Origin of the sequence: Anaerosalibacter sp. Marseille-P3206, assembly GCF_900155565.1 — a bacterium.
Taxonomy (GTDB): Bacteria; Bacillota; Clostridia; order Tissierellales; family Sporanaerobacteraceae; genus FUHM01.
In genome coordinates this window covers 668,364-682,238 of the sequence record NZ_FUHM01000002.1, presented here as the reverse complement: position 1 = coordinate 682,238, position 13,875 = coordinate 668,364, and the positions used below count along the sequence as shown (strand labels likewise).

The following is a 13,875-nucleotide window of genomic DNA, read 5'->3' as shown; positions in this document are numbered from 1 at the left end:
AAATTAACAATAAAATTGAGATTAATTTATAAATAGTGTAAACTATTATTAATTAGATAAGAGAGGTGTTAATATGTTTTTACAATCCTACAGTATTCCAGTTAAAGATGTAATGAGTAGTGATTTTTTCAAAATGAATAGAGAAGAAAATTTAGATGTTGCAGTTGAGCATTTACTTCACAATATCAAAAAAGAAATAATAGTATATGATGAAGATAATATTTGTGGAATAGTCACTATGTCAGATATTAAAAAAGTAATGGGTCAAGATTTTTCTAAAGTGTCATTAGATAGGATTATGTCAAGAGATATTATTTCAGTTGATTCTAATGAATGTATATTTAATTGTAGAAGTATAATGATTAAAAACAATATTAGAAGGCTTTTGGTTTTGGAAAATGGAGTAATTGTAGGTATTCTAAGAGAAGAACATATTGGAGATTATTTTTATAAAGGTGTTGAAGAAGCAGAATTAGCTATAAAACATATATTTGATAATATTCACGAAGCAGTATGCGTTGTTGATAGTAAAGGAAGAATAGTAATATGGAATAAAAACGCAGAAAAACTCTATGGTTTTAGTGAAACTGAGCTTAAGGGAAAACTATTAGAAAAATATTTTCCCAATGCTATGGATTTAAAGGTTTCTGATACAAAAGAGGGTGTTAAAAACATCTATCACTCTCCAAAGGAAGGATATCATGTAATAATAAGTGCTTCACCTATTATTATAGATGGAAAACTATATGGAGTAGTAAGTACAGAAAAAGATATAAGTGAAGTTGAAGAACTGCAAAATGAATTGAATAAGGCAAGACAACAGTTAGAGATATTGGAAAGACAGATAAAAGGCTATGCTCAAGAACCATTTAAAAGAATAATAGGAAGTAGCAATAAGATTCAAGAGAAAATTAATATTTCTAAACAGATAGCTCCTTCCAATGTTTCAGTACTTATTACAGGAGAAAGTGGTACTGGAAAAGAAGAATTTGCGAGGGCAATACATTTTTGCAGTGGTTTAAGTGGAAATTTTGTTCCAGTAAACTGTAGTGCTATACCTTATGAATTATTTGAAAGTGAGTTCTTTGGATATACTAGGGGAGCTTTTACTGGGGCAAATAGGGAAGGTAAAAGTGGTTTTTTTGAGTTGGCAAATGAAGGGACTCTTTTTTTAGATGAAATAGGTGATTTGCCATTATCTATGCAAGGAAAACTACTAAGAGTACTACAAGACAAAAAGATAAGAAAAGTAGGAGGAGAAAAGTATATACCATTAAATGTGAGAATTATTTCTGCTACCAATAAAGATTTACTTGAGATGGTAAAAGAAGAAACATTTAGGGAAGACCTCTTTTATAGGATAAATGTAGTTGAAATTAAATTGCCACCATTAAGAGAACGTAAGGAAGATATTGTTCCTTTAGTAGATTATTTTTTGAAAGAATTTTGTAAAGAAAATAACAAACCACTACCTAAAATAGAAAGCAATGTTGTGGAAATACTAGTTGAAAATGAGTGGAAAGGAAATATAAGAGAACTAAAAAATGTTGTAGAACACATGGCTATAATGTGTAATAATGGAGTTATTTCGTTAGAACATCTGCCAAAATATATTATTAAGAGAGACTTTAGTGATTTTTATAATTATAATGTTGATGGTTTTGATTTAAATAAATCATTAGCTAAATTTGAATTAAATATTATAAAAAAGGCATTGGAAATTTCAAATGGTAACAAAAAAGAAGCGTCTATACTCTTGAATATACCTAGGACTACACTTCATTCTAAACTTAAAAAATATGGAATGGATAATTAATTGATTTAATAAAATAATATGTTAAAATAATAGAGGGGATTGTTTAGAATTTAAAAATATTGTTTTTAAAAATCGCAATAAGTAAAATACACGACTAATAATAGACTAATGACTTTATGTAGTCGAAGATTTTGCCTTGAAAACTTAAGCATTCAAAGCAAAAAAACAATAATAGTCTAAAAATAGTCATAAGTAAATATTTTAGTTCCTGAAAAGGTATCAATAATCAATGTTTCAGGAACTATTTCTTTGGCATGAATATTGCAATATAATATGGTGAGGGTGATATGATATTTAAGCATGTTATTAATATAACAAAATATAGATTGGAGGGATAATATGTCAATAACAATGGAAACAGCTATGGAGCATAAGAATTCTTATGCAGTTACTTGCTGTAGATTTGAAGAAGGAACTATTATTAGTCCTGAAAATTTGGAAGATCCAAATTTAATTCCAGATTTAGAAGACTCTGGACTTGTAACAATACCAGAAAATGCCCTTAAAATAGGACAGGTATTAGGAGCAAAACTTTTAAAAACAATAGATTCACTTACCCCCCTAACAGAAGATTTACTAGAAGGAATAACTGAAATTGAAAGTGAAGATGAAAGTAAAGAAGTAGAAGAAAAATCACCAGAAAAAGAAATTAAAGTTGCAAACACAAATAGTCAAGAAGAAATTAGTGTTGGAAACATTAAAATCCATATCGGAGAAGGTAAAGATATAGATATTGAAATTCCTTATCCTATGATGGGAGAAGGCTTTGCTGAAAATGTGGAAGCTATCGAAGTGCCACAAGTAGAAAGCAAAAGTGAAGAGGTTGTTCAAGAAGAAAAAGAATTAAGAAAACTTGAAAGAAAGTATTTCAAAATTGATGAAGTAAAATTTGGAGAAGAAACTAAAATAGATGGAACAACTCTTTATATAAGAGAAGGTATTTGTGAAGATGCTGTAAAAACACAAGATTTAGTAGTAAGTATGACTTTAGATATCATAACACCTGAAAGATACAATGAATATTCAGATACTATCATGGATGTTCAACCTATAGCTACAAAAGAAGAAGGCGAAGTAGGTGGAGGAGTAACTAGGGTTATTGATGGTGCAATTGTCATGGTAACAGGAACAGATGTGAATGGTGTACAAATAGGTGAGTTTGGTTCATCAGAAGGTATACTTGAAGAAAATATCATGTGGAGCAGACCTGGTTCACCAGAAATGGGAGAAATATTTATAAAGACAAATGTAATAATAAAAGCTGGTAAGAACATGGAAAGACCAGGACCTATGGCTGCTCACAAAGCTACTGACTTTATTACACAAGAAATAAGAGAAGCTTTGAAGAAAGCTGATGAAAGTTTAGTTGTAAGAAATGAAGAATTTGTTCAAAAGAGAAGACCTGGCAAGAAGAAAGTAGTTATAGTTAAAGAAATAATGGGACAAGGTGCTATGCATGATAACTATATACTTCCTCAAGAACCTGTAGGAGTAATAGGAGCTAAGGCAAATGTTGACTTAGGTAATGTGCCTATAGTAGTTTCACCATTACAAGTATTAGATGGATGTATTCATGCATTAACTTGTATAGGGCCAGCTTCAAAAGAAACTTCAAGACATTATTTCAGAGAACCATTAGTATTAGAAGCAATGAAAGATGATGAAATAGATTTAGCAGCTGTAGTATTTGTTGGTTCACCTCAAGCAAATACTGAGAAATTCTATGTATCAAAACTTCTTGGAATGGCAATTGAAGCAATGGATGTTGATGGAGCTATTGTTACAACAGAAGGCTTTGGAAACAACCACGTTGATTTTGCTAGCCATATAGAAGAAATAGGTATGAGAGATGTATCAGTAGTTGGAATGACATTCTCAGCAGTTCAAGGACAACTTGTTGTAGGAAACAAATATATGGACGCTATGATTGACAATAATAAGTCAAGACAAGGTATTGAAAATGAAGTATTAGGTAATAACTGTCTATGCCATGAAGATGCTATAAGAGCTTTAAGCATGTTAAAAACTAAGATGGCTGGAGAAGAAGTAGTAGCTCCAGAAAGAAAGTTCAATCCTGAAGTTAAGAAAAACAATATAAAATTAATTGAAGAACAAACTGGTAGAAAGATAGAGCTTGTTAAAAATGAAACTTCTCTAAAAATGAGTGAAAAGAGAAGAAGAAAATATGAAAAAGACCTTGATGGTGAAAAATAATGGATAAACTTAAATATATTTCTTCAGAAAGATATTATGAAGGTATAATAATAGAAGTAACTGATGGATCTGTAGTTATTGATTTTAAGGGAAGAATGGGACAGATGAGGGTTCCTAAAAGAATGGTCATCAGTGAAAATAATCTCAAAGAAGGACAGATAGTAGGATTTTTAATGACCTATCCTGAGGTTATTGATGAAGAAATAAATGAGCATTATTTATATGGAAAAAGACAACTTCAAAAAAGAATTGATAACGGTAGTGAATTATAAGGAGGGAAAATGATGGGTCTTACAGTGATAAAAGGTATTCAATCTGAGATATATGTACCTATTACACCACAACCTGTGTGGACTCCAGTAACTAAGCCATTAAATGAAATGGTTATTGCTATAGCCACAGCAGCAGGTGTGCATTTAAAATCTGATGAAAGATTTAATTTATCAGGAGATACTTCCTATAGAATTGTTCCTGGTGACGTAAAATCAGAAGATTTAATGGTATCTCATGGTGGATACGATAATAGTGATGTAAATAAAGATATAAATTGTATGTTCCCTATAGATAGACTTAGAGAGCTAGCTGATGAAGGATTTATAAAAGGTGTAGCTCCGAAACATATAGGTTTCATGGGTGGCGGTGGAGACGTTCAATACTTCATCGAACATACAGGACCTGAAATAGCTCAAATCTTAAAGGAAGAAGGAGTAGACGGAGTAATAATGACAGGAGGGTGAGGTACTTGTCACCGCTCTGCCGTGCTTGTGCAGAGAGCGATTGAGGAAGCAGGAATACCAACTATAATTATTGCTGCTCTTCCTCCTGTTGTAAGACAAACTGGTACACCAAGATGTACAGCTCCATTAGTACCAATGGGAGCTAATGCTGGAGAACCTAACAATATACCAATGCAAACAGGAATAGTTAAAGATACATTAAAGCAATTAGTAGAAATAGAGACTCCTGGAAGGATAATAACTTTACCTTACGAATATGTAGCTAAGGTATAGGAGGGTATATCATGGAATTTGTTAAGAGCATTAATGTTGTTGACACTCATACAATGGGAGAGCCTACTAGAATTCTAGTAGGTGGTCTCCCTGTAATACCTGGTAACACCATGCCAGAGAAAAAGAAATACTTAGAAGAGAATATGGATCATATAAGGACAATGCTAATGCATGAACCAAGAGGTCATAAGGACATGTTTGGTGCTATAATCACCCAACCAACTTGTCAAGAGGCTGATATAGGTGTTATATTTATGGATGGTGGAGGCTACTTAAACATGTGTGGACATGGTTCTATAGGTGTATCTACTATGCTTGTGGAAACTGGCATGGTTGAAAAGGTAGAACCTGTGACAGAAATAGTATTAGAAGCTCCAGCTGGACTTATAAAGGCTAGAGTAGAAGTAGAAAACGGAAAAGTTAAAGGTACTTCTATAACTAATGTTCCATCATTCCTATACAAAGAAGACCTAGAAATTGAAGTACCTAATGTAGGAAAAGTAAAATTAGATATCTCCTTTGGGGGAAGTTTTTTTGCATTAGTTAATGCAAAAGAATTGGGAATGAAGGTAGATTTAGAAAATGTTAATGAACTAGTAGATATTGGAATGGCTATAAGAGATATATTAAACAGAGATGTTAATATATTACATCCAGAAAAGCCTCATATAAAAACAATTGATTTAGTAGAAATATATGACTTACCTTCAACTAAAGGAGCAGATTTGAAAAATGTAGTAATATTTGGGATGGGACAGGTTGACCGCTCTCCTTGTGGTACTGGAACCAGTGCAAAATTAGCAACACTATATGCTAAAGGGAAAATCGGTATAGATGAACCATTTGTATATGAAAGTATTACTGGAACTACATTTAGAGGAAGAGTTGTAAAAGAAACAAAAATAGGAGAATATTCTGGAATTGTTCCTGAAATTACAGGAAGAGCATATATAACAGGATTTAATCAAATTGTAGTTGATCCAGATGATCCATTTAAAGATGGCTTTTTATTATAAAAATATAGAACGACAGGAGTCGTTCTATATTTTTTTGTTAAAGTTAAAGTTCAACTTTAACCCTAGATTGGCTATTTTTACAGTTCTAAAGAGGTTAATGTAATACATTAACTAATATACATTAGCTTATTCTTTAAACAACTCTTCAAGTTCAACTAAGAACCTAGAAGGCTCCACTATTTTATCATTTCTAAATTTAACAGTTATAAGATCTAATACTTCTTTAGCTCTAGTCATTCCAACATAAAAAAGTCTTCTTTCTTCTTCTAAAAGATCGAGATTACCTTTGAAAAAAGCTTCAATACTATTAGAAGTTGGAAAATCTCCATCAATTAAATCTACCATATATACATTTTTAAATTCAAGTCCCTTTGCAGAGTGAATTGTAGTTAAAGTTACACCATTTCTTTCCTTAGAGGATTGACTAATCAAATAATCTAAATATTTAAGGCGACCTAAAAATTCATTTATATCTTCTGTATTCTCTGCAATCATTTTTAAATCAAACAGTATTGTTTTAAGTGAATCATAAGTATATCCAAATTTGATGGAGTTTTCTTTAAGATATCTTTCATATTTCAAATTGCTTTCTATAAACGCAATTGAATCTTTTGGATTTAGCTTTGCTAAATATTTAAAGTCCCTTTTTAATTCATTATATAATTTTACATAGTCTTCATTTAATCTAGGATATTTAAGGAGTCTATCAAATACAGACATATTGTAATCTAAAGTTTTTGCAAAACTAACATACTTTTTAAATGTAAATCCTCTCATCTTGTAGTAGATATTTTCAAAGGCCTGTATATTTGTATCATCATATGCAAGTTTTAAAAACTCAACTATATCTTTTACTATCCATTGATTGTGGTAGTTAATCTTTTTATCTCTTATGTAAAAAGGGATATCATTTTTTGCTAAGTACTCTATAAGACCTAAGGCAGAGATATTATTTCTATATAGAATTGCTGTATTTGGATAATCATTGTATTTTTTTAATTCACCTATCAAATACTCATATTGATCAAGTACAGTTTCAGCTCTAATTATTTGAATAGGTTTTAAGATTTTATTTTTAGTGAATAAATTTTTATTATATCTTAAGGTATTTTGCTTTATAAATTTGTTACATACATTTACTATATTTTTAGACGAGCGGTAGTTTTCTTCCATGTAAAATAGCTTAGCATTTGGATAGTCCTTATCAAAATTTAGTAGTCCCTTTGGAAAAGCTCCTCTAAATCCATATATAGATTGGTCATCATCTGCAACAATGAATAGATTGTTCTTAGGAGTAGCAATAGTTTTTATTATTTCTAATTGAAGTTTTGATGTGTCTTGTCCTTCATCTACTTGTATATACGAGTATTTGTTCCTATATTTATTGAGTAAATATTTATCTTGTTTTAGTATTCTATATGTAAATAAGAGCATATCATCAAAGTCTAATAAATAGTATTTTGACTTATAGTCTTCATAGATATTGTATATTTCTTTGAAATTTTTTATATCAATTTTATTTTCTTCTAAGAAATCATCTATTGTATACATCATGTTTTTTATATATCCAATGGTATTTACAATGCCTTCTAGATTTTCTTCTGTTATATATTCTCCATTTAAATCATAATAGATTTTTTTTAGGAGTTTATTTTTATTTGTATATTGATTTTGACCTTCAATTAATGTGTATTTGATATTTTTTCTAAAGGCATATTCTCTTAATATTGTGTAAGAAAAACTATGAATAGTAGAAAATTTTACAGATTGAAAACAAGTAGAGCCAAACATACTATCAAACCTTTCTCTCATGTCATTAGCTGAAGCTCTACTGAAAGTTATAGAGAGAATTTCGTTTGGCTCAACATTATACATTTTAATTAAGTTTCGTGTTCTTTGAATTAGAACAGTAGTTTTTCCTGCCCCTGGTACAGCTAATACCAAAGCTGGACCATCTTTATGAAGAGATGCACTTTTCTGATTTTTATTTAATTCAATTTTCATAATATCACCTTTTTGATTGTATCATATTATTATTTCATTAACAATAATGGAGGCAATGAGTCAGGTGACCGTCCCCTGACTCACATAAATATTGACTAATAAAAACATCTTGACATTTATATTTTTGTGAACTATACTGATTATAGTGTACTAATACAACTAATACACACTGTACACGTGGAGGTGATAAAGTGTTAAATATAGATGCTACAAGTAGTACTCCAATATATGAACAGATTATTGATGAAGTGAAGGAAGGAATTTTGAAAGGAATAATAGAACCTGGAGAAAAACTACCTTCTGTTAGAGAACTTGCAAAGATGTTGACTTTAAATCCTAATACTATACAAAAAGCTTATCAAGAGCTAGAAAGACAAAAGGTGACAGTTACTATTAGAGGTAGAGGTACTTTTGTTTCAGAGGATTATCAGCCAAGAAAGGATGAGGAAAGATTAATGGAAGTATCAGAACTGTTTAAAAAAGGAATAGTTGAAGCCTATTATATGGGGCTTACAAAAGAAGATATATGTAATTTGATTGAAAAATTGATAAGTGAATTAGAGGGGGTGGAGAAAGATGATTAAAGCTGAAAATATAGATAAGTACTTAGGTGGAGTGAAAATATTAGACAATGTAAATCTAGAGGTAAAGAAGGGTTCTATCTATGGCCTTATTGGTCCAAATGGAGCAGGAAAAACTACACTTATTAAATGTTTAGTAGGAATTTATAAACCTGAAAGTGGAAGCGCAATTATAACTGGTGAAAATATAATAGAGAATACTAAAGTTAAATCTAGGATAGGATATGTTTCTGATTACCAATACTTTTATCCAAATTTTAAAATCGCTGAGATGAAAGAGTTTTATAAAAACACTTATCCTATGTGGAATGAAGAAAGATATCAAAATTTAAAGAAACTATTTAAGTTAGATGAAAATAAAAAAATTAGGCATTTATCTAAGGGAATGAAAACTCAAGTTTCATTATTATTAAATTTATCTATAATGCCAAATGTACTTATACTTGATGAGCCAACTTCAGGACTTGACCCAGTTATCAAAAGAGAAGTGCTTAATCTTTTGGTAGAGGAAGTAAGTATGAATGAAACTACAATACTTATTTCTACTCACAATTTAGGTGAACTTGAACGTATTTGTGACCATATAGGAATAATTTATAATGGAAAAATACTTGCAGAAGAAAATATAGATGAGCTAAAGACTAAGGTTAGAAAAATTCAGGTAGCATTTAAAGATAGTATACCTGAGGAAATAGTTAATCACAAGGCTATTTTAAGTATAGAAAACAAAGGAAAGGTATATCAGATAATTACTAATGATAATATTGATGAATTTATAGAATTGCTTAAAAAGCATAATCCAATATTACTTGAAACTATCGATATGTCCTTAGAAGAAATATTTATATATAAGATGGGAGGGGAAGGATATGTATTTGAAGACATTACCCTTTAATAAATCTCTATTTAAAAAAGATTTAAAGATGATTATTCCAATTATTATTATTGTTGCTATAATCATGTTCTTTGTAACCACATTACCTATAACTACAGCATATCAAAGATATAAAGATGAAATTACATTTTATGAAAGTGAAGGTTATGAGTATAATGAAGATGAAATACTGGAAAGCCGTATACGTGATGTAAATTATCAATTAGAAGATGTAAATGAATTTTATCCAATTATCGTAATAGTTGTTCCAGTTGTTGTTGCAGCAATATTGTTTGGAGAGGAAAAGAGGAGAAAGACATTTGAAGTATTGTCTACAATGCCTTTTACCAGATATGAAATATTTTTTAGCAAATTATTGGTAGCACTAGTAGCTATAGTTTTTCCATTTTTACTAAATGGTTTAATAATGCTTTTAGCATTAGTTTTAAATTCAAATTTGAGGATATTTTATTCAGCAATACAAGTGTTAACTTGGATTATTAAATTTATTTATTATCAATTACCTTTTTTAAGTTTTGCATTTTTGTTTGGAACATTAGCAGGAACAACTATTGCACAATTTATTCTAACAGCAATATTTTTAGTATTTCCTATGGGATTTACCTATCTTTTATTTTCTAATATAAGCTGCTGGCTTAGATCAGGATTTTGGAGATTAAGTGGTTTTAGTGATATATGGGATAAGGTAGCAGAGTATAGCTTTTTTGAAGTGTTTAATAGCTCTTATAGAGGATCAAAACACTATATCTATTATATAACATTATCAATTGTACTATTTATTATATCAAAGATACTATTTGACAAAAACAAAATCGAGAGAAGTGGAGAGACTCTAGAGTTTGAAAACATAGAAACATTTTTCAAAGTAGGGGTTACTGTTTGTACAGCACTTTTGATGGGACTTATTTCTGTTTGGATATTTGAAGATTTAACCTATCATGTATATGCATATAAAAGTATATTCCTTGTTCTTGGCTATATAGTCGGAGGACTTCTAGGTTGGTACTTATCAAAATTAAGTATTAAGTTTAATAGAATTAAAGAATAAATAAAAAAAGGCTTCTTTTAAAAGAAGCCTTTTAAATTAGCATAAAAGATTAAAAACATTTTTTGGTGGTATAAGAGTATTAGATACTTTGAAGAAAGGATGATATATTGTGCTTATTAGAAATTTTTTAACAAATAGAAAGTCTATAAGAGAGTATAAAAACAAAGAAGTTAATCAAGATATACTAAATGAGTTAATTGATTATGGTAATGTTTTAGAATCAGGTGTTAATATTAGACATTTTAAGTTTTCTCTTTATAGGAACGGGAAAAGTATTTATGAAGCTTTAATAGGAAAAGGTGGATATGCTGGTGTTATGATTAAAAGTCCTCATTATATATCTCTTGATATACTTAATGATTCAACAAAGTCAATTGTAAAGGCCTCTTATGCTATGGAAAGTTTGATAACAAAAGCTACTGAATTAGGATTGGGAACTTGTTGGATTAGTATAGAAAATGTTGATGAAAAGACAAAGAAAGAAATACTAGATAACGGAAGTCAAGTTAATTATTTATTGGCTGTTGGATATCCCGCAGTTAAAAATCCTTTTAAAGAAGATGTAGCAAGTTGTAGATTGTCTATAGAAGAAATTGTTTATAAAGATGAGATAGGAAAAAATATTGAATTAGATGAAATTGAAAATAGAGGATTAAGTGATTTATTCTATTATATAAGATTTGCTCCATCAAGTTACAACAATCAACCTTGGAGATTTGTTTTAAAAGATGACAGAGTGGTTTTAATTTTGAAATGTAATGATGAAAAATTTAGATTAGTAGATGCAGGTATCATTATGTACTATTTTGAAAACATGGCTAAAGCTATAGGTATAAGTGGAAAATGGGATTTTCTAAGTATGGATAACAGAGAAATGGATGGAAATGTTTATAAAATAATAGGGGAGTTCAAATTATAAATTATCCATAGTGTTGGAGATCTAAGTTTTTTCAATATATTAATAAATATTTAATTTTAGGGAGACTTGTGGTCTCCTTTTTAATTTTTTGTTTTCTATTGACAGGGGGATAAATAGAAAGTATAATATGATTAAACATATGAACACTTATTCATATATTCACAAGTAAAGGGGGAGAAAGATGGTAGAGAGAGTATTGACATTAGAAGGACTTAATTGTGCACATTGTGCCAGTAAAATAGAGAGAAAGACAAATGACATAGTTGGTGTTGACAATGCAACTATGGATTTTATTTCAAAAAAGCTAAAAGTACAAATAGAGACAGAAAATAATTCAGATGAAATTATTACAGAGATTAAAACAATGGTTAATAAAATGGAACCAGATGTAAAAGTGTTAGAAAATGAAGATTTAAATGCACATAATCATACTCATGATCATAATCATTCCCATGATCATTCTCACAATCATGGTCATACTCATGAACATGGAAAACCTGAAAAAAATGAGATTTTTAAAATAGCAATTAGTGCAATTCTATTTTTAATACCAATATTGTTTAAATTGAGTGGAACTAAGGAGTTTATATTTTTCTTTTTAAGCTATATTATTGTTGGAGGAGAAATTCTCATTAGAGCTATTAAGAACATAAGTAGAGGACAAGTATTTGACGAAAACTTCCTTATGGCAGTGGCTACAATAGGAGCTTTTGCTATTGGTCAGTATCCTGAAGGTGTAGCAGTAATGCTATTTTATCAAGTAGGAGAACTTTTTCAAGGATTTGCAGTTGACAATTCAAGAAAATCTATAAAAGCATTATTAGATATTAGACCAGACTATGCAAATCTAATAAGTAAAGATGAAATAACTAAAGTGGATCCAAAAGATGTCCATGTAGGAAGTCATATAATAGTCAAACCAGGAGAAAAAATACCTCTAGATGGGGTTATTATTGAAGGAATTTCTATGGTAGATACTTCAAATATAACTGGAGAAAACGTGCCTAGAAGTGTCAGAGAAGGGGATATGGTTTTAAGTGGATTTGTAAATAATGATGGCTTATTGAAAATAGAAGTAACTAAAGAATTTGGTGAGTCTACAGTTTCTAAAATATTAAATCTAGTTGAGAATGCATCTAGTAAAAAGGCAGCTACTGAAAACTTTATAACTGTATTTGCTAGATACTATACGCCAGTAGTAGTTATAAGTGCACTTGTTATAGCACTTATTCCACCATTATTATTTGGTTTAAGTTTAAGTGACTGGGTTTATAGAGCTTTGATATTTTTAGTAATATCGTGTCCTTGTGCACTAGTGATATCTATTCCACTAGGATTCTTTGGAGGTATAGGCGGTGCTTCTAAATCTGGAATACTAATCAAAGGTGGAAATTATTTAGAGGCATTGAATCAAGTTGATACTATAGTTATGGATAAGACTGGAACTCTCACAAAAGGAGTTTTTAAAGTAACAGATGTAAAACCTATGGAAGGTTATACTGAAGATGATTTGCTAAAGTATGCAGCATATGGAGAAGCATTTTCAAACCATCCTATTGGGAAATCTATATTAAAAGCTTATGGAAATGAAATTGATAAAAGTATAATTGAAAATTACAAAGAAGTTTCAGGAAAGGGAATAGAGGCAGAAGTTAATGGGGATAAAATAGTTGTAGGGAACAGTAAATTTCTAGAAGAAAGAGGTATTGCAGTAAAAAAAACAAATGCCTTTGGAACTATAGTCCATGTAGGAATAAACAAACAATATGTAGGATATATTACTATATCAGATGAGATAAAAGAAGGGGCTAGTGATACTATAAAGGAATTAAAAAAACTAGGTATAAGAGAAACTATAATGCTTTCAGGAGATAACAGTATAGTAGCTAATGAAGTGAGCAAAACTTTGGGTATTGATACTGTATATGGAGAACTATTACCTCAGGATAAAGTCAATATATTAGAAAAAATAATGCTAGAAAAATCAACAAGAGGCAAGGTAGCCTTTGTTGGCGATGGAGTAAATGATGCACCGGTATTGGCAAGAGCAGATGTGGGAATTGCAATGGGAGGATTAGGCTCCGATGCAGCTATTGAAGCTTCTGATATAGTTATTATGACAGATGAGCTTAAAAAAATAGTTACTGGAATAAAAATTTCAAAGAGAACTAAGAGAATAGTTACTCAAAATATTGTTGTGGCTTTAGGGGTCAAGTTTATAGTTTTAATAATGGGAGCCTTTGGTGTAGCTACAATGTGGGAAGCAGTATTTGCAGATGTTGGAGTGTCAATTATTGCAATTTTAAATTCAATGAGAGCATTAAAAGTAGAGGAATAGATATTTCTCTACTTTTTTTGTTTATTTTTAAAAA

At 30.0% G+C, this 13,875-nt stretch carries 11 protein-coding genes; 10 read left to right on the top strand and 1 reads right to left on the bottom strand.

Annotated elements, in window-relative coordinates:
* Positions 1-73: 73 nt before the first annotated feature.
* From prdR to BQ9840_RS04600, 5 genes are all read left to right on the top strand, one after another.
* The gene (prdR, locus tag BQ9840_RS04620; RefSeq protein WP_077368533.1) at positions 74-1,816 is read left to right on the top strand and encodes a sigma-54 dependent transcriptional regulator PrdR; all 1,743 of its coding nucleotides are present in this window, start codon (positions 74-76) and stop codon (positions 1,814-1,816) included.
* Positions 1,817-2,155: 339 nt separating this feature from the next.
* The gene (gene prdA, locus BQ9840_RS04615; protein ID WP_077368531.1) at positions 2,156-4,030 is read left to right on the top strand and encodes a D-proline reductase (dithiol) proprotein PrdA; all 1,875 of its coding nucleotides are present in this window, start codon (positions 2,156-2,158) and stop codon (positions 4,028-4,030) included.
* Positions 4,030-4,302 carry a CBO2463/CBO2479 domain-containing protein gene (locus tag BQ9840_RS04610; RefSeq protein WP_077368529.1) on the top strand — a complete coding sequence of 91 codons (273 nt, stop codon included), beginning with the start codon at positions 4,030-4,032 and terminating at the stop codon, positions 4,300-4,302. Before prdA ends, BQ9840_RS04610 begins: the two co-directional genes overlap by 1 nt.
* A 12-nt stretch (positions 4,303-4,314) precedes the next feature.
* Entirely contained in the window at positions 4,315-5,040 is a 726-nt protein-coding gene (gene prdB / locus BQ9840_RS12935) for a D-proline reductase (dithiol) protein PrdB (protein ID WP_077368527.1), read from the top strand.
* Positions 5,041-5,051: 11 nt separating this feature from the next.
* Positions 5,052-6,056 carry a proline racemase gene (locus tag BQ9840_RS04600; protein ID WP_077368525.1) on the top strand — a complete coding sequence of 335 codons (1,005 nt, stop codon included), beginning with the start codon at positions 5,052-5,054 and terminating at the stop codon, positions 6,054-6,056.
* Positions 6,057-6,182: 126 nt separating this feature from the next.
* Here BQ9840_RS04600 and BQ9840_RS04595 read toward each other — a convergent pair whose 3' ends face one another.
* Entirely contained in the window at positions 6,183-8,060 is a 1,878-nt protein-coding gene (locus tag BQ9840_RS04595; protein WP_234978615.1) for an ATP-dependent helicase, read from the bottom strand.
* A gap of 191 nt (positions 8,061-8,251) precedes the next feature.
* On the opposite strand from BQ9840_RS04595, the gene BQ9840_RS04590 reads away from it, so the two are divergent.
* The 5 genes from BQ9840_RS04590 to BQ9840_RS04570 all read left to right on the top strand — a co-directional run bounded on the left by BQ9840_RS04590 (position 8,252) and on the right by BQ9840_RS04570 (position 13,841).
* Positions 8,252-8,644, top strand: a complete 393-nt coding sequence (locus BQ9840_RS04590; RefSeq protein ID WP_077368523.1) for a GntR family transcriptional regulator — start codon at positions 8,252-8,254, stop codon at positions 8,642-8,644.
* Positions 8,637-9,536 (top strand): ABC transporter ATP-binding protein, encoded by a 900-nt coding sequence (locus tag BQ9840_RS04585; RefSeq protein ID WP_077368521.1) that lies wholly within the window; start codon positions 8,637-8,639, stop codon positions 9,534-9,536. Before BQ9840_RS04590 ends, BQ9840_RS04585 begins: the two co-directional genes overlap by 8 nt.
* The gene (locus BQ9840_RS04580; RefSeq protein WP_077368519.1) at positions 9,511-10,584 is read left to right on the top strand and encodes an ABC transporter permease subunit; all 1,074 of its coding nucleotides are present in this window, start codon (positions 9,511-9,513) and stop codon (positions 10,582-10,584) included. The genes BQ9840_RS04585 and BQ9840_RS04580 overlap by 26 nt, the downstream gene beginning before the upstream one ends.
* Before the next feature lie 109 nt (positions 10,585-10,693).
* Positions 10,694-11,503 carry a nitroreductase family protein gene (locus tag BQ9840_RS04575; protein WP_159436077.1) on the top strand — a complete coding sequence of 270 codons (810 nt, stop codon included), beginning with the start codon at positions 10,694-10,696 and terminating at the stop codon, positions 11,501-11,503.
* Positions 11,504-11,684: 181 nt separating this feature from the next.
* Complete coding sequence (locus tag BQ9840_RS04570; RefSeq protein ID WP_077368515.1) at positions 11,685-13,841, top strand: heavy metal translocating P-type ATPase; 2,157 nt, start codon at positions 11,685-11,687, stop codon at positions 13,839-13,841.
* The last annotated feature ends 34 nt before the right edge of the window (positions 13,842-13,875 follow it).

Bases quoted from the DNA above. Each gene is read 5' to 3' on its own strand.
- prdR (WP_077368533.1), top strand. From the start codon at position 74: ATGTTTTTACAATCCTACAGTATTCCAGTTAAAGATGTAATGAGTAGT.
- prdA (WP_077368531.1), top strand. From the start codon at position 2,156: ATGTCAATAACAATGGAAACAGCTATGGAGCATAAGAATTCTTATGCA.
- BQ9840_RS04610 (WP_077368529.1), top strand. From the start codon at position 4,030: ATGGATAAACTTAAATATATTTCTTCAGAAAGATATTATGAAGGTATA.
- BQ9840_RS04600 (WP_077368525.1), top strand. From the start codon at position 5,052: ATGGAATTTGTTAAGAGCATTAATGTTGTTGACACTCATACAATGGGA.
- BQ9840_RS04595 (WP_234978615.1), bottom strand. From the start codon at position 8,060: ATGAAAATTGAATTAAATAAAAATCAGAAAAGTGCATCTCTTCATAAA.
- BQ9840_RS04585 (WP_077368521.1), top strand. From the start codon at position 8,637: ATGATTAAAGCTGAAAATATAGATAAGTACTTAGGTGGAGTGAAAATA.
- BQ9840_RS04580 (WP_077368519.1), top strand. From the start codon at position 9,511: ATGTATTTGAAGACATTACCCTTTAATAAATCTCTATTTAAAAAAGAT.
- BQ9840_RS04570 (WP_077368515.1), top strand. From the start codon at position 11,685: ATGGTAGAGAGAGTATTGACATTAGAAGGACTTAATTGTGCACATTGT.